Raw genomic sequence first — 21,783 nt, 5'->3', positions numbered from 1 at the left:
GAAAGGAGATTAAAACCATGCTGTCCAATACCAATGAAACAACATTAAAAACAAAGCTCATCACGATGGAAGAAGCAGCTCCTCTTTTTTATGATGGCATGTCGCTGATGGTAGGGGGGTTTGGAGGGGTGGGGGCTCCGCCATGCTTAATCAATGCCATTCTTGACCAAAACATCAAGGATATTTTTATGATCAGCAACGATACCGGCTTTCCTTGGATCGGACCGGGCAAACTGATCACTGAGAAGCGGATCAGCCGTCTTATCGCTTCCCACATCGGTTCCAATCCGGAAGCGGGTAAACAGATGCACGGCGGTGAACTGGCTGTGGAGTTTATTCCTCAGGGCACCCTGGCCGAGAAAATCAGGGCCGGCGGGATGGGCCTTGGCGGAATTTTAGTGGATGTAGGCCTTGGAACGGTCGTTGAATCCGGCAAGCAGAAAGTGGATATTAACTCAGCGACTTATATGGTAGAGCCTGCCCTTACAGCCGATGTTTCTATCGTTTATGCACAAAAAGCCGATACCTATGGAAATTTAGTCTACGATAAAAGCGCGCGAAATACGAATCCTCTCGTGGCTATGGCAGGCAACATAACGATTGCAGAAGTAGAAGAAATCGTACCCGCAGGTGAACTGGATCCGGAATGTATTATAACGCCTGGTGTCTTCGTGGATTATATCGTTCAGAGCAAGGGGGTGGATTGGGAATGGGTTTGGGAATTGAAACAAGACACCGAATAGCACGCAGGGCAGCACTTGAAATCGATAGAGGAACGATCGTCAATTTAGGCATCGGCATACCTACGCTAGTTGCGGATTACATTCCGAATGATCACGGTGTCATGCTTCATACAGAGAATGGAATTCTAGGCATGGGCGGATCACCAGAAAAGGGGAAAGAAGACGGCAACCTCTCCAATGCCGGAGGTTATCCAGTCACCTTGATCTCAGGGGCATCCTATTTTGACAGTGCCACAGCTTTTGGCATCATAAGGCGCGGACTTCTGGACATTACCGTATTAGGAGCTCTGGAAGTCAGTGAAAGAGGGGACATCGCCAATTGGATTGTACCAGGAAAAAGGGTGCCGGGCATGGGGGGAGCCATAGACCTTGCACAAAAATCTAAAAAGGTCATCGTTCTTATGAATCACACGGATAAAGAAGGCAATCCAAAGATCGTAAAACAATGCAAATTGCCGCTTACGGTGCAAAAAGGCGCTCACATGATCATTACAGAAAAAGCCGTAATTGACGTGATGGATGGAAAGCTTGTACTAAGAGAAATTATGCATCCCTATACCGTTGATGATGTGGTGAAATCAACGGGTGCTTCTTTAGAAATTCTCGATCAGATCGGAACTTTTCAGTAAAAAACGGCAGGAGGGTGAACATGAAAAAGGAAATTCAAAAGTGGATGGACAGCAAAAAGCCAGAAGCCATCTCATTTTTGCAGATGATGGTACGTTCGAACAGTGAACAGGGAAAAGAAAAAGAAGTCCAGATGCTAATCGCAGATAAGCTTCAGGATATAGGTCTGGAAGTAGATGTTTGGCATCCGGATGACGAAACGTTTTTCCGGCATCCTTATTTTTGTGCGACGAGAACAGATTTCTCAAACAGCCCTAACGTAGCGGGGATTTTAAAAGGAAGCGGAGGAGGGCGGTCGATCGTTTTGAACGGGCATGTGGATGTCGTGCCTCCAGGTGATCTCAGCCAATGGGAAAACGATCCCTATAGCGGTGAAATTAAGGACGGAAAACTGTATGGCAGAGGTGCGACAGATATGAAGGGCGGAAATTTATGCCTGCTTCTAGCAATACAATGCTTAAAGGATCTGAACGTTCCGTTAAAAGGAGATGTCATTTTCCATAGTGTAATGGAAGAGGAGAGCGGAGGGGCAGGTACACTTGCCGCTATTCTTAGGGGATATACGGCAGATGCTGCTATCATTCCGGAACCGACGAATATGAAGATATTTCCAAGCCAGCAAGGATCCATGTGGTTCAGGATAAATGTGTACGGCAGATCCGCCCATGGAGGAACAAGATACGAAGGTGTCAGCGCGCTTGAAAAGGCAATGATTGTTGTTAAGGAGCTGCAGGACCTAGAGAAAGCAAGAAATGAAAGAATTACAGATCCTCTCTATCAAAATATTCCTATTCCTGTACCGATTAACTTAGGGAAAATATCAGGCGGTGAATGGCCTTCATCTGTTCCCGATCATATCGTTATTGAAGGGAGAATAGGTGTGGCTCCAAGTGAATCACTTGAGGATGTGAAAGGCGAGCTAGAAGATCGAATGGCGAGCCTCAACGATCAATGGCTTAAAGAACATCCTCCGGCTGTGGAATGGTTTGGAGCACAGTGGCTGCCTGGCAGCATTGATCAAGACCATGATCTCATGAAGCTTTTGTCCAATCGTTTTACTGAAATTTGTCAGTGTGAACCTGTTATTGAAGCATCACCATGGGGAACAGACGGAGGGTTGTTAACATCTGTTGGCCATACACCGAGCATTGTATTCGGGCCTGGAGTAACTTCAGTTGCCCATTATCCGGACGAACATATTGAGCTGGATAAAATTTTTCAGGCGGCTGAAATTATCACTTTAACGATTATGGATTGGTGCGGCGGGATTGAAAAAGAAACAAAAGAAGATCTACTCGTCAAAAAAGATACGTAAAACCTGCTGAGGCGGGTTTTTTTTCTTTAACTGTGGAATGAATGAGAAGTGAAATGATCGGTGATCGGAGGGAGCTTGCTCCAATGAATAGTAAGTGAGGTGATATGCTGTTTCGTAATTAAGGATGAACAATGGGGCGGGCAGGGAGCTGTAAGCATTTCATAAACAAAATTTAATCCAAGTGGAAGCAGAAAGGCCGGAACACGCAGAGGATACGACTGATTCAGCTCGTACGCAGCACCGTATGTAATGCCGAGTTCATAAAGGAGATAGGGTGTTCCTAATTTTGAAACAATAAATGTTCTGTAGGCCAAGTATTCGTTTTCATAATATTGAGAGACAATTTGAAACTCATCGTTTTGAATGCTGCATCTCGGTATTTTAAACAAATGGGATCCTGGACTTTTATCGTGCAATCGCTTTATTCCTCCTTTGGTATTTACTCTACATTTCGCCGCCGTAGAATGATTTCCTTTTTCAGCCAAAAAAAAGATGAACAAGACTGTTCATCTTTTTAACGAGGGTTGTGCTGTGCTCTTTTAATAAATGAAGCTTCTTCCCCGATGACTCCGCAAGCAGCGCACTGCACAAGCCTTTCCGCTCCGTTATACGGAATATGGAAGGGATCCAAGTCATCAGCATTTTCGTACTGATTGACAACTGAGCCTGTTGACGGATCTAATTTTACAGACTGCGGAACTTGCGCGATCAGATTAAACCTTGTACGATTGGTTTTACAGTTTGGGCATAGATAAGCATTTGACATAGTACATCAACCTCCTGTTCATAGGGTTACCATTGTCAGGAAAATTATGTTACGCATTTATTTTTGACGAATGGAAACAATAGTTATACTCTATATAACAGGAGCTGAAAACATTGGGAAAACAGAAAAAAGGAAATGCCAATGCCCAGCGCAACAACAATGCGAAACAAATGGCACAGCGAAGCGATTCTGAATTTGCTGCTATGGAAGATTCCAGAAGCAGCGGGCATCGCCATGGCAAGAAAACGAAGTAAACTTATTTACAAAATTTAAATATGGCGTTATAATTACAGTCTGCGATGTTAGTAGCTCTTATTTTGTCTTAAACCGATATGAGTAATAAGGGAATCCTAAATTTCTGTTGAATACATCGTGCCTCTCCATTCGTTAGAGGAAGATGAAAATACAGCTGCGGATACCCACCTGTGAGAACGGGTTTTAAGACAGGATGAGTTACGGCAGAGCGGACATACATAAACAGCTTATTTTACAACTACGTAAAATAAGTTTTTTTTATAAGTTTTTATTTTGTAAATAAAAACTTCATTAATTTCCCAAATATGAAATAAAAATAACTTGGCAGACGAGATGGCCGGGTATGCGGGACGGTGAATGAAATGGTTGATGAAAAACATGAGAAACTATTGCTGATTGATGGGTTTAATTTACTGAGCAGGTGTTATTTTGCTACGGCTTACGGAAAAGAACTTCATCAGCTTCAACGCAACTCTAAAGGGTTGTTTATAAATGGTCTGCGCGCTAAAATTCAAAAATTGCTGCAATTGTTGAGGATCCACACACCGACTCACTTAGCCATCGCTTGGGATGTAAAGAGAAATGAAACGCTGCGCAAACAGAAATATCAAGATTACAAGGGAACCAGGAATGAATTGCCGGAACCATTGATCCAGCAATATGAAACAGCAGTTTCCCTATTTAATAGCTTAGGTATTCCTCAGTTTACGGTTCCAAAATATGAAGCCGACGATATCATTGGGACGTTTGTTCAAAAATGGAGAGATGAAAAAGACGGGGAATGCATCATTTACAGTAACGACAGGGACTTGCTTCAGCTGCTATGCGGAAAAACATCTCAGCTTATCGCTGCAAAGAAGGGTGAAACCAAGTATACGCTGACTCATTTTCAATCAGATTATGGCATTGAACCGTCTCAATGGGTGGATGTAAAAGCACTGTTAGGGGATAAGAGCGATAATATTCCCGGTGTTGCCGGTGTAGGTGAAAAGGCAGCTCTGCCTCTCATTCAGCAGTATGGAAATGTTGAGGGCATCTATCATAAGGTAGATGAACTGGACGAGAAATACAAAAGGTATTTCAAAAAGCTTCAGCTTGGAAGAGAAATGGCGTTCCTTAGCAAGGATCTTTGCAAAATATATACCGATGTTCCGGATATTCTTGAGCTTGATTTTGATCAGATACAAATCAAAGTAGATAAATCAAAATTGTTGGACGAGCTTACTGAGCTTGAGATAAATGTAAGAGTGGGTTAAGAATTTACCCACTCTTTTGTTTTTCTCTTCTTTAAAAATTTAGCAAATGGAAATTCAGCAGCGATCATTCCTGAAAGGATAAGGATACATCCTGTGATCCCTTTCGCACCAAGGGTTTCATTTGCCCAAATATAAGCTGTCAGAGCACCGAAAACGGGCTCAAGAGCAAAAATGAGAGCCACACGGGCTGGAGTAGTGTAGCCTTGAAAATAGGTTTGTGCTAAAAACGCGAGAGCTGTAGCAAAAATAGCAGTGACGACCAGAGCTGTTATCACTTCCTTTTGGAGCATGATGTCCCACTTGAAAGCGGGTTTCCAGTTTTCAATGGAGAGCGAAGTGATCATGCTCAGGAATGAGACGGTTGCCAGCTGAATGAGTGTTAACCATAAAACGGGGGCACCGGAAGCGAATTTGGCAGTCATCACAATATGCATACCAAATGAAAATGCACATAGCAGGACGAAAAAGTCGCCTTTATTCATAGCTAAGCCGCTTCCTCCTGTTAGTAGATACAGACCAGCTACTGCCATTATTACACTGATTGCAGAGGAGAGATTCAGCCTTTGTTTTAATAAAAAGACGGCCATAAGGGGAACGACAACCACACTCAATCCCGTGATGAACGCAGTCTTCGACGATGTCGTGTAGACTAATCCGACAGTTTGAAATCCATATCCCAGGTATAGCCAGAAGCCGAGTGAGATCCCTTTATGCCAGATGCGTTTACTCTTGAGAAACTGCTTCTTGTCAGGTGCTGCAAAAACGATCCAGCCTCCCAATATTATAGCAGCCAAAAAAAAACGGATACTGTTAAATGCAAACGGAGGGAGGAAGGCAACCGCGTTTTGAACGATGACAAATGTTGTTCCCCACACCAATGCAACAAGAAGAAGACCGGTATCTGCTATTTTTCTTTTCATTGCACTTCATTGAGCTGGACAGCTTTTCGAGCAAGATCATCCGCCACCTTATTTTGTTTGCTCGGTATCCATTTCAGGAAGAACAACTGCAGCTGATCAATCATATGTAAGGCTTCCTGCAATAAGGGATCATATCGTTTGTCTTTGGCAAACCGTTTTTCTACCGCTCTTTCCACCGCTTGAGAATCGGTCCTGAATGAAACCGGGTCATAGTTCTTTTCCACACAAATCGTTAAAGCAAGAAGCAGGCTGCGGAATTCCGCTTCATGATTGGATAAGCTTCCGAGCGGAATGCTGTGTTTTTCAACCGTTCCATTTCCTAGTTTAATAAAGATGCCTGCCCCGGAAGGACCCGGATCTCCTGCGCTTGCTCCGTCAATATACACTTCGATCAATCCGATCCCCTCCTGTTTTTTTCTATTATAGCGAAATGGGATACAATAAGAAATGAGATATTACAAATTCAGGGAGGACCTGCGATGAAAGTTACGTTGGAATGGGAATATAAGCCCTCAAGATCAAAGAATATGATACGGTTTGTTTCAGATCCCGTGACGGTGGCGCAAGCGGTTCAGCTTGCTGCTGACATTGAAAGAACAGGCCGTCTTGGAAATCTTACGTTTCTTGATGAAACTGGTGTTTATTGGTCTAAAAAAGAACTTCAAAAAATGGTGGCTGTTATTGAGACAGAACCATCGGATATCACAGCGTTTTTTGATGGCGGGTTTCAAAAAGATGAGCTTTTATCCGGGCAGGGAACAGCAGTTTATTACAAACAATCGAATAAAAATTACCGGGTACGCTCCAATGCCTCTTACCATATGATTGAATCGAATAATGAATCGGAATATGCGGCGCTTTGGCTGCTTTTAAATGAACTGGAACGTCTGGGTGTACAGCGGACACCGGTAACGATTAAAGGGGATTCAATGGTGGTTATTCAGCAAATGAGCGGGGAATGGCCTTGTTACGAAGAAAATCTGCAAAAATGGATGGACAAAATTGAAGAAAAACTGAAAATACTCGGAATCAAACCATCCTATGAGTTAATCTCCCGGAAAGAAAATAAAGAGGCAGATTCCCTTGCGACACAGGCACTTCACAAGAACATGATCCATGGTAAAAAAGAAATCATTGATTAATGGTATTTTTGACTGATACAATTTACATGAATCTTCAAAGAATAGGATGGGATGCAATTGTCTCAGTTTTCAATCGAGGAATACTTCCGGTACCTGGCTTCAAAGGGGATTAAATTAAAAGAAAGTGATACTGCATTTATTGAATTCGGTAAGCACTTTACTGGAATGAGTGATTATATGGTCAGCGTCGCCATTGAAATTACGTTAAAAATCCAAAGAGAGTTCGACGGAAGCTACTATATTGCTCTTTTAGAGGGATTTAAGCAGAATGAAATTAAAACAAAAAGAAAAGCGTATACATATGTGAATGATCTTGAAGAAGAGGTTAACGTTTCTTATTCATAAAAAAAAAGCCGGATATCCGGCTTTTATTGTTTTAATGCTTCATTGATCTGCTGTTCGCAGCGTTCTAATGTTTCACGGGCATTCTCCAAAAACATGCCATCCATTCCTGTCTGGTTGTTCATCATGGCATCGTAATGCTCTTTAGCAGTATTCAGCGCTTCTTTGGCTGCATGAAGCTGGCCGGGATCCATACTCATCGTAGCATGTCCGATGATTCGTTGTGCACTCTGAATGGACATGTCTACCTGTTTAAGATCGTTATACGGTTCTGACATATAATTCACCTACCTGTTTTACTTTTAGTATGTCTTTTGGAACAAACTTTTATAATGAGAAAGGAAAAATTCAATGGAAAGAAAAATTATTGAAGCTGCCGAGCGGTACGTTCAAGAAACTTTGCGCGGGGAAGGCAGCGGCCATGATTGGTGGCATATATACAGGGTGAATAAGCTAGCTCTTACCATTGCAGAAAAAGAAGGTGCGGATCCCTTTGTCTGCAGCTTGGCAGCACTCCTGCATGACATAGCTGATGAAAAATTTAATGCATCTGAAGAAGCAGGACTTGTAAAGGTATCCTTATGGCTAACCAAGCATGAGGTAACAAACCCCGAAAAGCAACATGTTCTTGAGATCATTTCAACCATGTCATTTAAAGGCGGAAATTCAACAGGGATGAAGACAATTGAGGGAATGGCAGTCCAGGATGCCGATCGTTTGGATGCCCTTGGTGCGATCGGCATCGCAAGAACTTTTGCGTATTCCGGGCATGTCGGACAAATGATCTATGACCCGGATATTCCTGTACGGAACACAATGACAAAAAGTGAATACCGAAATGGAGTGTCAACTGCTATCAACCATTTTTATGAAAAACTGCTGACATTGAAAGACCGAATGAATACAGAGCATGGAAAAAAACTTGCAGAGAGCAGACATCAACAGATGGTATCGTATCTAGATGTGTTTTTTTCTGAGTGGGAAGGCATCCGATAATAAACCCTATAAACAAAGGAGGCTCATTCTAAAAGAATGGAGCCTCCTTTGTTAAAGCTTATTCGGCAGGGCGCGGACCTGGATCGAGCCCATCTTTTGAAACGGTCATCGCAGGACGGATTTCAGCATCTTGCTCAACCCTTACCTGACAAGATAAACGAATCCCCTCGCCTAACCCTTTCGTTTCAATGATATTCCGTTCAAATTCGTTCATCTCACCCAGGTCACCGGAGACAACCTCTACCCGGCAGGTTGTACACTTTGCTTTCCCGCCGCAGCGGTGAAGTATATCCACTCCATTGTCTTCAAGTCCGATTACAAGTTTTTTTCCATTTTCAATTTCATAATCACCAAAACCCTGTACAGTGATTTTTGCCATGAATCTCAATTCCTCCTTTTAGAATTGCAAGATCAATTCCTTTCTATTATACGATAAACTAATCTCGGTAAAAACAAAATTCAGGATAAACTAAATCGATAGGACGACAAGAATGTTTACATTTTATAAATGATTTTATGTAAAATGATAATATGTACGTATTTTACAGGGGGTACCTTACACATGACAAAGGAAGTCAAGCATAAGTCCGACATTGAAATCGCACAAGAAGCGAACATGCTTCGAATTGAAGAGATCGCCGCTCAATTGAATATTCAAGAAGAAGACTGGGAACCTTATGGGCGCTATAAGGCAAAACTTTCACTGGGTTTGTTCGACAAACTCAAAACGAAGCAGGAGGGTAAGGTTGTACTCGTAACATCCATCAATCCAACTCCTGCTGGTGAGGGTAAATCAACGGTAACGGTAGGCCTTGGACAGGCTCTTAACCGAATCGGAGAAAAAGCCATTATTGCTCTAAGAGAACCTTCGCTTGGCCCTAGTATGGGACTTAAAGGCGGTGCAGCTGGAGGGGGATATTCCCAAGTTATTCCGATGGAAGATATCAATCTTCACTTTACTGGCGACATTCATGCGATTACAACTGCCAATAACGCTTTGGCAGCAGTCATCGATAATCACATCCACCGCGGGAATGAACTGAACATTGATCCTCGGAAAATTGTGTGGAAGCGTGTTCTCGATATGAATGACAGAGCACTTCGGAAAATTGTCATTGGTCTTGGCGGACCCGTGCAGGGTGTGCCGCGTGAGGATGGATTTGATATTACAGTAGCTTCTGAAGTCATGGCCATCTTTTGTCTTGCCAAAGATCTGGATGACTTGAAGAAGAAACTTTCCAGAATGGTTGTTGGCTATACCTATGAAAATAAACCCGTTACCGTTTCCGATTTAAAAGTAGAAGGTGCACTGACCCTGCTTTTAAAAGATGCGATCAGACCTAATCTCGTTCAAACGCTTGAAAATACTCCAGCTATTATTCATGGAGGCCCGTTCGCCAATATTGCCCACGGATGCAACAGCATCATCGCGACAAAGTTAGCCAGCAAACTTGGAGATTATGTTGTAACAGAAGCAGGGTTCGGTGCTGATCTCGGGGCGGAGAAGTTTTTAAACATAAAAGCCCGCTATGCTGATCTGAAACCCAGTGCAGTCGTAATCGTCGCTACAGCACGTGCATTGAAGATGCATGGAGGACAGAATAAAAATCAATTGTCAACGGAAGATCTTAAAGCATTGGCTGATGGAATGGCCAATCTTGAAAAACATATTGAAACGATCCAGGCATTTGGGGTACCTTTTGTGGTAGCTGTCAACCGTTTTGTGTCCGATCATGATTCTGAAATTCAGTATATCTTGAAGTGGTGCAGCGAGAAGAATATACCTGTTGAACTATCCGATGTTTGGCTGAAAGGCGGAGAAGGCGGTGAAGAGCTGGCAAGAAAAGTACTCGATATTATCGAGAATGGAACCAATGAGTATCAGCCGTTGTATACACTGGATCAGCCACTTGAAGAAAAAATCATAACGATTGCCGAGAAAGTGTATGGTGCAAGCGGGGTTCAGTTTTCACCAAAAGCGTTGACACAGCTTCAAGAGTTTGAACTTCAAGGCTGGTCAACCCTTCCTATCTGTATGGCCAAAACCCAGTATTCACTTTCTGATGATCCGAAAAGACTTGGACGACCTGAGGAATTTGTGATCACTATTCGTGAATTAAAAGCATCAATTGGAGCAGGCTTCATTGTGGCACTGACCGGAGATGTGATGACGATGCCGGGATTGCCGAAAGCACCTGCAGCATTGAATATGGATGTTACAGAAGACGGGAAAGCAGTGGGATTGTTTTAAAAGAGAAGCAGGTTTGGTATACTTAGCGGAGGGGAGGCTGCACATTATGAAACCATTGCAAATTTCAGCAGAAACAGCTCTCATGCTGTCCAAGAAGCTGAATGTTCCGCTTGAACAGATTATGCATATGCCTCAGCATATTTTAATAAAGAAACTCATGGAAATTTCTGAGGAAGAAGAGACAAAAAAGGAAGAATAAAAGGCGGAAACCTACTTTACGGATTAAAAGTAGGTTTCTATTTTTCAATGTTAACGTCCATACTATTATAAAAAGAACAAAGGAATTGAGCTGCGATGGAAAATAAATTAAGAGCCGGAGAGGTATTTACATTAAAAGTTGAACGGTTGAGCGATTTCGGCTATTTTTTAAGCCTTGGAACGGAAGAAGTTATGCTGCATAAAAGAGAAGCTTCTAAAGAGCTGAAAGAAGGAGAAACGGTCGAAGTATTTTTATACCAGGATCATGAAGGCAGATTGGCAGCAACCATGACCCAGCCAAAAGTCCGTCTGGATACATTGGCATGGCTCAAGGTCGTTGGCTCTACGAAACGATTGGGTGTATTCCTGGACATTGGCATACATAAGGATGTATTGCTGTCAAACGATGATCTGCCCGGCCCTTTAGAGCAGTGGCCTGTAATTGGAGACCAATTGTACTGCGGTCTTCGCCTGGATAAGAAGGGAAGGCTGTTTGCAGACCTTGCGAATGAACAGGAAATTGTTGAACAGGCAGAAGCTGCGAATGAAAGCCATTTTAATCAAATGGTTACTGGACATGTGTACAAGCTCAATGATTCAGGAGCATTAATCTTTACAGAGAACAGTCTGATCGGCTTTATCCATCAAGATGAAATGAGCCACCGGCTCCGCCTCGGTGAGCGGGTAGAATGCCGCGTCACATTCATAAGGGAAGATGGAAGAGTAAATCTTTCGATGAAGCCGAGGAAAGAACAAGCATATAGTGAGGATGCCGAAAAAATCTACACCTATCTAAAAGCAAATAAAGGCCAGATGCCTTATACTGATAAATCCAGTCCGGATGAGATTAAAAATGAATTTGATATAAGCAAGGCGGCGTTTAAACGGGCCCTGGGCAAATTGATCAAAGAAAATAAAATCAAGCAAGAGAACGGAAAAACGTACCTTAAGATTTAGAATGTTCATTCAACAACATGGACTAACAGAGTTTTTTATAAAGCATGCAGAAGATAAACGGTCTGCATGCTTTTACTTTTGCCCTGATGATGGTTAGCGTTCATGAAATACGGAAATATTAGGGGGGTATTATTTATTTTTCAGGAGGTTGCTGTATTGAAAGATCATAAGCTTGGCCTGTGGGTATTGACGGCCCTGGTTGTTGGAAACATGGTAGGTTCAGGGATATTTATGCTCCCTCGGTCTTTAGCTGAGGTCGCAAGTCCTGGAGGTGTACTTGGTGCATGGATCCTGACGGGTGCCGGTGTGCTTCTAACCGCATTGGTATTTGGAAACCTTGCACTTAGGAAGCCATCATTAAATGGGGGGCCGCAGAATTATGCACAAGCCTTGTTTAAGGAAGGAACAGAGTCATCTTTAATTGCCGGCTATTTGGTCGGATGGGGTTACTGGGTGGCGAACTGGGCTGGAAATGTTGCAATCATAACAACGTTCGCCAGTTACCTGTCAACGTTTTTTCCGGTTATGACGAGCAAGCAGCATATTTTTAATGTTGGATCAGCTTCAATCCGCCTCGGGGGAGCCATAACTTTTCTGGTTTGCTCGGCTTTTTTATGGGGACTCCACTTTGCCATTCTAAAGGGAATAGAAGGAGCCGGTAAAGCAAACCTTATTGCAACCATAGCTAAAGTAGTTGGTTTCTTATTTTTTATTATCATCTGTCTGTTTGCTTTTAAGTCCAGCAATCTCATCCCTTTTATCGAAACGAAAATTGACAGCAATACCGGAGAAACAACCGGATTTCTTGGACAGTTGAACGGTGCTGCGATTGCAACCCTTTGGGCTTTCGTTGGAGTGGAATCCGCCGTAGTGTTTTCAAATCGTGCCAGAAAACAAAACGATGTTAAAAAAGCAACCATTCTTGGACTTCTTATTGCACTCATAATTTATATTGGAATCACCGTGCTTGTCATGGGAACGCTGCAGCAAAAAGAACTGATCCATTCCCAAAAGCCGCTGGTCGATGCGCTTGAAAGTGTCGTTGGACCTTCAGGAAGCAGTATTATGGCACTTCTTGGCATCGTATCATTATTTGGAGCGACAATCGGATGGATCTTGCTCGCTGCAGAAGTACCTTATCAAGCAGCTAATAAATCTATGTTCATCCCTGCTTTTTCTAAGGAAAACAGATATGGAGCACCTTCATTCTCATTAACAGTAACAAATATCATGACACAGCTTTTTATCTTTTCAGTTGTTTCCCAGTCGATGGCTGAAGCTTTTGACTTTGTCATATTTGTTGCTACCTTGGCTTTTCTGGTCCCATATTTAATGGCTTCGCTTTATCAGATCAAATTGGTCATTCTGGGCGATACCTATGAAAACAACAATAAAAACAGATACAGTGATGGCCTCATTGCTGTTTTAGCGGCTATATACTCCTTATGGGTCATAAAAGCAGGAACCGCCGATATAAAAACCTTCCTCTTCGGCATGGTGCTTCTTGTATCAGGAATCATTTTTTATCCGATGGTAAGGAAGCATTTTTGGAAGAAAGAAAAAGGGGCTGTCCAGNNNNCGCACGCCCCGCGGAAAGCGAGCGGCCTGGAACGGAAATCAACAGCTTACAGACTTCTTGGACAGCCCCTCTTTCATTGGTTTTATTTTAAGCATTATCTCGGAGACCGATTCCGGTATTGACCTTGACTACGATTTCATCGAACTTGCCATCATCAGATTTATTAGAGGAAAGAAGGGTACCTGCAATAGCACCAATGAATCCGAGTGGAATTGAAACAATACCCGGATTTGCTAATGGGAAGACAGGTTCCCCGACCAAAATCGCCATCCCTGCTTCTGGAGACCAAACGCTTGGGCTTAGAGCTACTAAAATAAGTGAGCTTAAGAGCCCAACCAGCATTCCAGAAATGGCTCCGGCTGTATTAAAGCGCTTCCAAAATACAGTGAATAATAGAATGGGAAGGTTCGCGCTGGCAGCTACAGCAAAAGCAAGTGAAACGAGAAAAGCTACGTTTAATTTTTGTGCAAATAACGCGAGGATAATGGACAAGATGGCTACCCCAATGGAAGACCAACGGGCAGCTTTCATCTGTTCTTTTTCAGTGGCTTCGCCTTTCCGTAAGATTTGACTGTAAAAATCATGGGCGAATGCTGAAGCAGCTGAAAGGACTAGACCAGCAACTACTGCCAGAATGGTAGCGAAAGCAACTGCAGATACAAAAGCAAACAAGAAATCTCCCCCAAGCGCTTTTGCCAGCAGTGGGGCAGCCATATTTCCGGCGGCATTTGCTTTTATGATAGAATCAGTTCCAACGAAAGCAGCAGCTCCAAAACCAAGAAAGATTGTCATAATATAAAAGATACCAATCATCCATGTCGCATAAACGACTGACTTTCTTGCGGTTGGTGCATCCTTTACAGTAAAAAAGCGAATAAGTATGTGGGGAAGTCCTGCCGTTCCCAGAACGAGTGCCAGATTCAGAGAGATAGTGTCCAGAGGATCTTTGTATTTGTTTCCTGGATGGAGAAAACTCTCACCTAATGGGGTGGCTGTTTTTATATGTTCAAACATACCCGTGATGCTGTAGCCGAATTTTGCAAATACCATCAGAGAGATAATGAAAGTACCTGCCATCAGCAGTACCGCTTTTACAATCTGAACCCAGCTTGTCGCCATCATTCCTCCAAACACCACATAGACTGTCATAAGCACACCAACAATTAGAACCGAAGTTGTATACTCTATGTCGAGTAATAAGGTAATCAGCGCGCCCGCACCGACCAATTGAGCAATCATGTAAAAGATTGAAATAGTGATGGTGTTTAACGCAGCCACACCCCGGACTTTTTTATCATTAAACCTAGCCGCAATCATATCAGCCATTGTATATTTCCCCAGATTTCTCAAAGGCTCAGCCACGAGATAGAGGACAACAAGGTAAGCCACAAGAAAGCCGATGGAATAAAAAAAGCCATCAAAACCCGAAAGTGCAATAGACCCGGCAATCCCGAGGAAAGATGCTGCTGACATGTAGTCCCCTGCGATCGCGAAGCCATTCTGCCAGCCTGTCAGTCCACTGCTGGCTGTATAGAAATCATTGGCTGTATTTGTGCGTTTCGCTGCAAAATAAGTAATCACAAGGGTAATTGCCACAATTGCTATAAATAGCATAAAAGCTGTATTCATTTTCTGTCAGCCTCCTTTAAAGACTGACGTATAATCTCATCTGCTTGTTTGTCAAAAGCAACCGCTCGTTTAGAATAAAGGCTGCATAATATCCATGTCATAATAAATTGTGAAAAAGCAAAAACCCAGGCCCAGCTAATTTCACCGAATGCAGAAGTATTAAGAATTGTAGAGTATGAGGTCATGATGGGGAGAGTAAAATAAAAAACAAAGAAGAAAATGGACATCGGAAGAAGAAATTTCTTTTTTGCTTGAAGTAATTGTTTAAAGGACGCAGAAGAAGCAATCTTGGAATAATTAATATTTTTGTTTTCAGATTCTTTCTCTGCTAACACTCTATCCCCTCCTTAGCCTGAGCGGGTATATTGTTTAACATCATGCAACACTCCTTTTTGTTTTTTTCTGAAAATTAAATCATTTCCATTATATAAAAATTACGGCTTATTATCTAGCTTTTTAAAAGATATAAGTTGATGTTAGCTTAAGGTTATAGTATTTTTAGGATATTTACCTTACATATACATAGGAAGAAGGAAAGAAGGATGGTGAGAAGCATTGAGCTTGATTTTAATTAAACTTGGCATTTCGGCATTTCTTGGATTAGTTATCGGTCTCGAGCGAGAGCTTAAGCGAAAACCTGTCGGGTTAAAGACCTGTTTGGTGATTTCAATCAGCAGCTGTTTATTAACGATCGTTTCCATCGAGTCAGCGAAGAGCTTCTCTGAATTAACCGGGCGAACGATGATGGACCCAATGCGTCTGGCTGCACAGGTCGTAAGCGGGATCGGTTTTCTTGGAGCAGGGGTGATATTACGGAGAAGCAATGATGTAATTTCCGGACTGACTACAGCTGCAATGATTTGGGGAGCATCCGGGCTGGGAATAGCATCAGGTGCAGGTTTCTATTTAGAAGCAGCAGCTGGAGCTCTTATGATCCTAATCAGTGTTGAGTTAATTCCAATGATCATGAAATGGATGGGCCCCAAAACGCTGAGAGAAAAAGAAGCCCGTGTTCGCATTATTGTGCCGGATGGATGGAACATGACTGAGATGGTAAAAGAAATCAAACAAAAACAATTAAAGATCCTGAATGTTCGTGTGAAGGACCTGGACAATGGCACAAGTAAAATGGAGCTTACCTTGAGCATTTATGAAAAAAGATATACAACTGACATTTATTATGATATTAAAGAGATAAAAGGAGTTCAAAACGTAGAAATTGAAACGTTGAGCTAACTTCATAAAAGGGGCCCTGTGAATGAAGGCATTAGTGATTGTAGATTATACCTATGATTTTGTAGCAGACGTTGGAAAGCTGACTTGCGGAGTTCCAGGTCAATCCATAGAAAAAAGGATTACAACAATAACAAAACATTTTATTGAACAAAAAGATTTTGTTATTTTTGCTGTTGATCTCCACGAAGAAGAAGATTCTTATCATCCAGAGACCCGCCTGTTTCCATCTCATAACATCAGAGGAACGAAAGGCCGGGAGCAATATGGAAAACTTGGTGAACTTGCTGATTCTCTAACTGCACAGGAAAAAATCAACATTTACTGGATGGATAAAACACGATACAGTGCGTTTGCGGGTACCAATCTGGATCTTAAACTTAGAGAACGAAACATTACAGAGCTGCATCTCGTTGGAGTATGTTCTGACATCTGTGTTCTTCATACAGCTATTGATGCTTACAATAAGGGCTATAAAATTGTGATTCACGAGGATGCTGTGCAAAGTTTTAATTCGGAAGGGCACCAATGGGCACTCCAGCATTTTACAAACGTTTTAGGCGCAAAGGTAATTAAGGACAGCCAATTTACTTCAATATTTTGATTCGTTTGGAAGGCGGGCGGCCAGCTCCGCCTTTTTAATTGTCACAGGCCACAAGATCATATGGAAGGAATGATCACATGCCAAAAACAGCATTGATTGCGGGAGCAACCGGTTTGGTAGGAAAAGAACTTCTCCGGCTGCTTGTCAGCAGTGATGACTATGATCAAGTCATCGTGTTAACAAAAAATGAAACAGGCGTTCATCATAAAAAACTCATCGAAAAGCAGTTTAATTTTGACGAACTTCCATCCTATCAGCAATTTTTTACGGCAGATGATATCTTTTGCTGTTTAGGGACGACGATAAAAAAGGCCAAAACGAAAGAAGCCTTTCGAAAAGTTGATTTTGAGTATCCCGTGATGATGTCTCAATTTGCCGCAGAACAAGGTGCTTCGCGCTTTCTCGTAATCTCTGCCATAGGTGCCAAGCCAGATTCCAGGTTTTTTTACAGCAGTGTAAAAGGAGAAATGGAACAAGCCGTAAGGAAAGCAGTTATTCCTTCTGTTGGAATCTTCCGCCCCTCACTTTTAACAGGGAACCGGGAGGAGTGGAGGACGGGAGAAAAAGCAGGAGAATGGCTCGCCAACTCCTTATCTTTTCTGTTCAAAGGGAAACTTCGAAAGTATCTGCCTGTTTCAGGGAATTTGGTTGCGCGTTCCATGTACGAGTTTGCTCAAGGGAATATAAAAGGTAATACTGTAATTGAATCAGAAGAGATGGCAAAGTAAAAGGTAAAAGATAAATGAGTTTATTCCGTCAACGGAATCAGCTATAATTAGTGTACAGATCTATTTGGAGGGATAAAATGAACGCTTACGAAGAATACATGAGACAGATGGCTCAGCCGATGAGAAATGAGCTTACAAATGCAGGGTTTAGTGAACTGACAACACCAGAAGAAGTTGATCGTTTTATGGAGAATACGGAAGGAACTTCTCTCGTTTTTATTAATTCAGTATGCGGATGTGCTGCTGGATTGGCCAGGCCTTCTGCGATCTACTCTTTGAATCATGCAGCAAAACCGGATAACATTGTTACAGTTTTTGCAGGCCAGGATAAAGAAGCAACGGCAAGGATGAGAGATTATTTTGAAGGTTACCCTCCTTCTTCACCTTCCATGGCACTTTTAAAGGGAAAAGAAGTAGTGCATTTTATCCATCGTCACGATATTGAGAACCACAGCGCAGAAGAAATTGTAGAGAATCTTGTAACCGCCTATGAGAAAAATAATAAATAATTAAAAGAACTCATTTTGAGTTCTTTTTTTTGTGCTTAAAAAATCAATCTCACAACTAATTTTGAGAAAATATTCAGAAAACAATTGCCATTTTTATTTTCATGTCATATAGTATATCTAATGATGTTAGAAAACATGACATGAGAAGGGTGGAGAGATAACATGAAAGAAAGTACAGTATTGATGTTCATTGATTCTTTATGGGTAATGGTTGCTGCGATTTTAGTAATTGGAATGCAAGCTGGATTCGCACTTTTAGAAGCAGGATCCACCCGAATGAAAAATTCGGGTCATGTTGCAGGAAAACAGATATTAAGTTTTGCTATTGCTACAATTGCCTTTTGGGCAGCTGGCTTTGGCATTACCTTTGGGGAAGGGAACAGCTTTTTAGGAACGACGGGCTGGCTCTTGCACGGTGACAGCAAAACGTTTGATTCCTTGTCCTGGGCCAATGTTCCGCTTTCTCTTAAATTTTTATTTCAACTCGCATTTGTAGGTGTTTCATTGGCAATCGCATGGGGAGGATTTGCTGAGCGGGCAAAACTATCCGTCTATTTTATCTTCGGAACAGTGTTTACTGTTTTGATTTATCCGATCATCGGCCATTGGGTTTGGGGAGGAGGATGGCTTGGGAAAATGGGCATGCAGGATTTTGCTGGATCAACTGTCGTCCATCTTCAAGGTGCGATCGCTGCACTTGTAGCTACATTGCTTTTAGGTCCTCGAATTGGAAAATTCAATAAAGATCGCACACCAAATCTCATCCCTGGCCATAACCAGGTCTACACTGTTCTTGGAGGCATCATCCTGTGGATTGGATGGTTTGGATTCAACGCGGGAAGCACAATGGGGACAGCGGATGGATTCTTCGGTTATATCGCTTTAACAACCAACCTTGCCGCAGCAGCTGGCGCAATCGGCGCTATTCTGACTTCAAAGCTATTAACAGGAAAAGCGGATATTCCAGCAATGGTAAACGGAGTGCTCGCAGCATTAGTTGCCATTACGGCTGCTTGCGCTTTTGTGGAAGCATGGGCAGCGATCGTGATCGGTGTTTTCGCGGGAGCATTTACATTCTGGACTTCTATATATTTTGAGAGAAAAGGTATTGATGACCCGATCTATGCTTTTTCGGTTCATGGTATCGCTGGAATCATCGGAACGATCTCAACCGGATTTTTCGCATCGCCGCGCCTAGTAGAGCAAACTGGTGTCGGAAAGGCAGGTCTTTTTTATGGCGGCGGAGTTCATCAGCTTTTCGTTCAGACAGTAGGAGTAATTGGTGCTGCTGGATATGTAGCTATCGTTTCTTTTATTCTATTATTTGCTTTGAAGAAACTTTTCGGATTAAGGGTTACACCTGAGCAGGAAATTTCAGGCCTTGATATCAGTGAACATGGTTCCTATGGATACCCTGAGCATTTAGATCCGGCAATTACTCAGAAAGCCAACTGATTATTATGCTTAATCTTTTTGATGAATCGAAATACCAAGACACGGTGACAGTTCATGAGATGAAAGAACGAGTGAAGAAAGCTGCTGCACTGGAGGAACTTAGGAAGATTCATGAGGAGATCATTCCGTTTATTCAAGGGCTGGAAGCTTCCGGTCTCTCTATTAATAACAGATACAATTCACTGAACGATATTCACGATGTTTTAACCCGTAAGGCTGTTTCGTTTGCTTACGATACAACAAGAGAGACTATAGGAACAGCCCCTGGAGAAAGATATTGCTTCTTCAGTATGGGATCGAGTGCACGACACGAACAAACGATATGGACAGATCAGGATAATGGGCTAATCTATCAGACTGGTCATGAAGATAAAAGAGTGGTTGAGGCTTTTGCTGAAGAATTTTCCCGAACGGCTGTCCATTATTTAGCTGAAGTAGGCTATCCCTTATGCCAGGGAAACGTGATGGCGTCCAACCTTCGATGGAGGAATAGTGATGAGGAGTGGAAAGATCAGCTATCCTCCTATTTAAATAAAGGATCAGAAGATGATTTGAAATACATGATGATCATGCTGGATACAAAGCCAGTTTATGGCTTCCCTGAACCTCTGTATCGCCTAAGGGAATGGTTTGTCCAGGAAATACGCCAGCGGCCATTTATCCTCAAAAAAATGGCAGAACTCGTAACTTCACACGAAATACCGATTAACATCTTCGGAATGATCTTTACAGAACGCTGGGGGAAATTTGCAGGGCGCTTCGATTTGAAACAAGGAGTATTCGCTCCGTTTACCAATAACATTAAATTGTTGTCGGTATTGTATGGAGAAGGCGCCCAGTCTACAAGAGAACGAATCTTCGGTCTGAACGAGAAAGGCTGTTTTTCCTCTTCACAGAGGGATGAATGCGTTGCCGCTTATGATTTTTTATTGGAACTGCGGTTATCTCACTCGATGGATCTGAAGGAAAAGGATGATAGACTTGATTATCATTTATGGTTGGCTACTATGGATTCTAAAGCGGCTCAGCAGCTTAAACGCACAATGAAACTGACAAAACTGATCCAAAAACAGATCAAAAAGAGAGGAACAAGTTTTGAACAATCAGCCGGGATCTGAAAAAAATCTAAAGTATATTATGCATAGATTATTCAATCTTGGATTGAATCGGGAAGAAGTCCCTCCTGGAAATCCTGGTTCCTTTCAGCATGAAGCCTGGATAAGAAAAATTCTGAAAGAGAAGGCTTCCAAACGAGCTGATTTAAAAACAAAGCTGGATGACGTTCTATTTATTATTCTGGATACTGAAACAACAGGTTTCAGGCCGGAACATGGGGATCAAATATTCTCAATAGCCGCCGCAAAGATGAAGAATTCGACGATTATTGAACAATACCACCAATTCATTAATCCTTCTGTCAAAATTCCTGACGAGATCAGAAGTTTAACCGGAATCATTGAAGACGATGTGAAAAACGCTCCAACGCTGGATGAGAAAGCGGAAGAAATCTTTCGCTTTCTCTCGGGCGGAGTGATAATCGGTTATCATATTTCACATGATGTAGCTTTTATTAACCATTACTTGTGGAAACGATACCGTTCTTCATTAAAACAGCCATCACTTGAATTGGCATTGATTACAGAAAAACTTGTAGGTTCATCTGCTTTTCCAACATTGGACAGTGCATCTTCTTACTTTGACATTGATTGCTGCAACAGACATAGTGCTCAAGGAGATGTTTTGATCATGGTTGATCTTTGGAGAAGCCTATTGGACCTTAGCAGAGAAAAAGGGATCGAGACACTTGAAGATCTTTACGTTTATATCAAATAAATCAAAAAGAAAGCGGAGAAAATTTTCCCCGCTTTCTTTTTTTAAAAATTCTTATTTACTGCGTCTGCTACTGCTGCTGCTTTCGCAACATTCATCTCCAGAAAAGCCGGACCAACAAGAACAGCCAATAATGATCAATAAAATAAACAGCACAATAATCAATGTATAGCCGTACCTTCCTCCGCCGAATCCATAACCTGTTCCGTAGTCGTATCCAGTTCCATACCCATACCCGCATCCATATCCGTAGTCGTAACCGTGATGTCCGAGGTAATGGTGATGTCCGAGGTGATGGTGATCATAGATAGCCTTGCCGGGTGCAACCGGCACGTTTACCGGTGCATTCATAGGAATATTTAAAGGGGTGTTTACTGGTTTATTAACAGGTGCCATGGGTACATTTATTTTTTTATTTTCCATTATTGTCCCTCCGTCGTTAAATAAT

General features: G+C 42.3%; 27 protein-coding genes, 1 other RNA gene and 1 pseudogene. 20 read left to right on the top strand and 9 right to left on the bottom strand.

All coding sequences use genetic code 11. From position 1 onward, the window contains the following. The first annotated feature begins 17 nt into the window (after window positions 1–17). From P4361_RS13075 to P4361_RS13065, 3 genes are read left to right on the top strand one after another with little or no spacing between them, the layout of a single operon-like run. Complete coding sequence (locus tag P4361_RS13075; RefSeq protein ID WP_328089693.1) at window positions 18–743, top strand: CoA transferase subunit A; 726 nt, start codon at window positions 18–20, stop codon at window positions 741–743. Beyond that, window positions 710–1,372: a 3-oxoacid CoA-transferase subunit B gene (locus tag P4361_RS13070; protein ID WP_053354349.1), complete on the top strand. Its 663-nt coding sequence runs from the start codon at window positions 710–712 to the stop codon at window positions 1,370–1,372. The genes P4361_RS13075 and P4361_RS13070 overlap by 34 nt, the downstream gene beginning before the upstream one ends. Window positions 1,373–1,392: 20 nt before the next feature. Beyond that, on the top strand, window positions 1,393–2,685 hold the full coding sequence (locus P4361_RS13065; protein ID WP_328089692.1) for a peptidase: 1,293 nt from the start codon (window positions 1,393–1,395) through the stop codon (window positions 2,683–2,685). A 26-nt stretch (window positions 2,686–2,711) separates the two neighbouring features. On the opposite strand, the gene P4361_RS13060 is transcribed toward P4361_RS13065, so the two are convergent. Both P4361_RS13060 and P4361_RS13055 read right to left on the bottom strand, forming a co-directional pair. Beyond that, window positions 2,712–3,101 carry a hypothetical protein gene (locus tag P4361_RS13060; protein WP_328089690.1) on the bottom strand — a complete coding sequence of 130 codons (390 nt, stop codon included), beginning with the start codon at window positions 3,099–3,101 and terminating at the stop codon, window positions 2,712–2,714. A 98-nt stretch (window positions 3,102–3,199) separates the two neighbouring features. Then, entirely contained in the window at window positions 3,200–3,451 is a 252-nt protein-coding gene (locus tag P4361_RS13055; RefSeq protein ID WP_062232046.1) for a hypothetical protein, read from the bottom strand. A gap of 113 nt (window positions 3,452–3,564) precedes the next feature. Here P4361_RS13055 and P4361_RS13050 point away from each other — a divergent pair, with 113 nt between their 5' ends. The 3 genes from P4361_RS13050 to P4361_RS13040 all read left to right on the top strand — a co-directional run bounded on the left by P4361_RS13050 (window position 3,565) and on the right by P4361_RS13040 (window position 4,962). Then, complete coding sequence (locus P4361_RS13050; protein ID WP_197275459.1) at window positions 3,565–3,705, top strand: hypothetical protein; 141 nt, start codon at window positions 3,565–3,567, stop codon at window positions 3,703–3,705. A gap of 34 nt (window positions 3,706–3,739) precedes the next feature. Further along, window positions 3,740–3,925: non-coding RNA, 6S RNA (gene ssrS / locus P4361_RS13045), on the top strand. Window positions 3,926–4,068: 143 nt separating this feature from the next. Continuing rightward, window positions 4,069–4,962: a 5'-3' exonuclease gene (locus P4361_RS13040; protein ID WP_256226841.1), complete on the top strand. Its 894-nt coding sequence runs from the start codon at window positions 4,069–4,071 to the stop codon at window positions 4,960–4,962. Here the strand turns inward: P4361_RS13040 and P4361_RS13035 are convergent. Together P4361_RS13035 and P4361_RS13030 are read right to left on the bottom strand one after the other, a co-directional pair. Continuing rightward, complete coding sequence (locus tag P4361_RS13035) at window positions 4,959–5,882, bottom strand: DMT family transporter (RefSeq protein WP_328089687.1); 924 nt, start codon at window positions 5,880–5,882, stop codon at window positions 4,959–4,961. The two genes, P4361_RS13040 and P4361_RS13035, sit on opposite strands and share 4 nt — an antisense overlap. Beyond that, on the bottom strand, window positions 5,879–6,277 hold the full coding sequence (locus P4361_RS13030; protein WP_053354343.1) for a reverse transcriptase-like protein: 399 nt from the start codon (window positions 6,275–6,277) through the stop codon (window positions 5,879–5,881). Before P4361_RS13030 ends, P4361_RS13035 begins: the two co-directional genes overlap by 4 nt. A gap of 84 nt (window positions 6,278–6,361) precedes the next feature. Between P4361_RS13030 and P4361_RS13025 the strand changes: the two genes are divergently transcribed. Beyond that, entirely contained in the window at window positions 6,362–7,024 is a 663-nt protein-coding gene (locus tag P4361_RS13025; RefSeq protein ID WP_328089686.1) for a reverse transcriptase-like protein, read from the top strand. A 57-nt stretch (window positions 7,025–7,081) separates the two neighbouring features. Further along, complete coding sequence (locus P4361_RS13020) at window positions 7,082–7,369, top strand: DUF6123 family protein (protein ID WP_256226845.1); 288 nt, start codon at window positions 7,082–7,084, stop codon at window positions 7,367–7,369. Window positions 7,370–7,392: 23 nt separating this feature from the next. Here P4361_RS13020 and P4361_RS13015 read toward each other — a convergent pair whose 3' ends face one another. Next, the gene (locus tag P4361_RS13015) at window positions 7,393–7,644 is read right to left on the bottom strand and encodes a DUF2564 family protein (RefSeq protein WP_091005610.1); all 252 of its coding nucleotides are present in this window, start codon (window positions 7,642–7,644) and stop codon (window positions 7,393–7,395) included. A gap of 73 nt (window positions 7,645–7,717) precedes the next feature. Here P4361_RS13015 and P4361_RS13010 point away from each other — a divergent pair, with 73 nt between their 5' ends. Beyond that, window positions 7,718–8,362, top strand: a complete 645-nt coding sequence (locus P4361_RS13010; RefSeq protein ID WP_053354339.1) for an HD domain-containing protein — start codon at window positions 7,718–7,720, stop codon at window positions 8,360–8,362. 58 nt (window positions 8,363–8,420) lie between these two features. On the opposite strand, the gene P4361_RS13005 is transcribed toward P4361_RS13010, so the two are convergent. Continuing rightward, the gene (locus tag P4361_RS13005) at window positions 8,421–8,741 is read right to left on the bottom strand and encodes a 2Fe-2S iron-sulfur cluster-binding protein (RefSeq protein WP_062232057.1); all 321 of its coding nucleotides are present in this window, start codon (window positions 8,739–8,741) and stop codon (window positions 8,421–8,423) included. A gap of 183 nt (window positions 8,742–8,924) precedes the next feature. Between P4361_RS13005 and P4361_RS13000 the strand changes: the two genes are divergently transcribed. From P4361_RS13000 to P4361_RS12985, 4 genes and pseudogenes are all read left to right on the top strand, one after another. Beyond that, window positions 8,925–10,613: a formate--tetrahydrofolate ligase gene (locus tag P4361_RS13000; RefSeq protein ID WP_328089685.1), complete on the top strand. Its 1,689-nt coding sequence runs from the start codon at window positions 8,925–8,927 to the stop codon at window positions 10,611–10,613. A gap of 46 nt (window positions 10,614–10,659) precedes the next feature. Continuing rightward, window positions 10,660–10,812 carry a YycC family protein gene (locus P4361_RS12995; protein ID WP_082315907.1) on the top strand — a complete coding sequence of 51 codons (153 nt, stop codon included), beginning with the start codon at window positions 10,660–10,662 and terminating at the stop codon, window positions 10,810–10,812. A 95-nt stretch (window positions 10,813–10,907) separates the two neighbouring features. Next, entirely contained in the window at window positions 10,908–11,768 is an 861-nt protein-coding gene (locus P4361_RS12990) for a CvfB family protein (protein ID WP_256226850.1), read from the top strand. Between the two features lie 102 nt (window positions 11,769–11,870). Further along, window positions 11,871–13,310, top strand: a pseudogene (locus P4361_RS12985) (amino acid permease); the annotation flags it as partial. A gap of 124 nt (window positions 13,311–13,434) precedes the next feature. On the opposite strand, the gene P4361_RS12980 reads toward P4361_RS12985, so the two are convergent. Together P4361_RS12980 and P4361_RS12975 are read right to left on the bottom strand one after the other, a co-directional pair. Beyond that, on the bottom strand, window positions 13,435–14,976 hold the full coding sequence (locus P4361_RS12980) for a solute symporter family protein (protein ID WP_091005616.1): 1,542 nt from the start codon (window positions 14,974–14,976) through the stop codon (window positions 13,435–13,437). After that, entirely contained in the window at window positions 14,973–15,311 is a 339-nt protein-coding gene (locus P4361_RS12975; protein WP_328089682.1) for a DUF485 domain-containing protein, read from the bottom strand. Before P4361_RS12975 ends, P4361_RS12980 begins: the two co-directional genes overlap by 4 nt. Before the next feature lie 220 nt (window positions 15,312–15,531). On the opposite strand from P4361_RS12975, the gene P4361_RS12970 reads away from it, so the two are divergent. From P4361_RS12970 to P4361_RS12940, 7 genes are all read left to right on the top strand, one after another. Then, window positions 15,532–16,212 (top strand): MgtC/SapB family protein, encoded by a 681-nt coding sequence (locus P4361_RS12970; RefSeq protein ID WP_062232066.1) that lies wholly within the window; start codon window positions 15,532–15,534, stop codon window positions 16,210–16,212. A 22-nt stretch (window positions 16,213–16,234) separates the two neighbouring features. Further along, window positions 16,235–16,813: a cysteine hydrolase family protein gene (locus P4361_RS12965; protein ID WP_328089681.1), complete on the top strand. Its 579-nt coding sequence runs from the start codon at window positions 16,235–16,237 to the stop codon at window positions 16,811–16,813. 77 nt (window positions 16,814–16,890) lie between these two features. Then, a complete protein-coding gene (locus tag P4361_RS12960; RefSeq protein WP_328089680.1) occupies window positions 16,891–17,541 on the top strand; it encodes an NAD-dependent epimerase/dehydratase family protein in 651 nt (216 codons plus the stop codon). 77 nt (window positions 17,542–17,618) lie between these two features. Beyond that, window positions 17,619–18,050 carry a BrxA/BrxB family bacilliredoxin gene (locus tag P4361_RS12955; RefSeq protein WP_248252704.1) on the top strand — a complete coding sequence of 144 codons (432 nt, stop codon included), beginning with the start codon at window positions 17,619–17,621 and terminating at the stop codon, window positions 18,048–18,050. Between the two features lie 162 nt (window positions 18,051–18,212). Further along, entirely contained in the window at window positions 18,213–19,505 is a 1,293-nt protein-coding gene (locus P4361_RS12950; protein ID WP_256226856.1) for an ammonium transporter, read from the top strand. Window positions 19,506–19,510: 5 nt separating this feature from the next. Further along, window positions 19,511–20,623, top strand: coding sequence for a DUF294 nucleotidyltransferase-like domain-containing protein (locus P4361_RS12945; RefSeq protein ID WP_328089679.1), 1,113 nt, complete (start codon window positions 19,511–19,513; stop codon window positions 20,621–20,623). Beyond that, window positions 20,601–21,338, top strand: coding sequence for an exonuclease domain-containing protein (locus P4361_RS12940; RefSeq protein WP_328089678.1), 738 nt, complete (start codon window positions 20,601–20,603; stop codon window positions 21,336–21,338). Before P4361_RS12945 ends, P4361_RS12940 begins: the two co-directional genes overlap by 23 nt. Before the next feature lie 51 nt (window positions 21,339–21,389). On the opposite strand, the gene yjcZ is transcribed toward P4361_RS12940, so the two are convergent. Continuing rightward, a complete protein-coding gene (gene yjcZ / locus P4361_RS12935; RefSeq protein ID WP_328090015.1) occupies window positions 21,390–21,644 on the bottom strand; it encodes a sporulation protein YjcZ in 255 nt (84 codons plus the stop codon). Between the last annotated feature and the right edge of the window lie 139 nt (window positions 21,645–21,783).

The organism is Fictibacillus sp. B-59209, from assembly GCF_036216745.1.
GTDB lineage: Bacteria > Bacillota > Bacilli > Bacillales > Fictibacillaceae > Fictibacillus_C > Fictibacillus_C marinisediminis.
The sequence above is the reverse complement of the archived record's forward strand: the minus strand, read 5'-3'. Positions and strand labels throughout refer to the sequence as shown.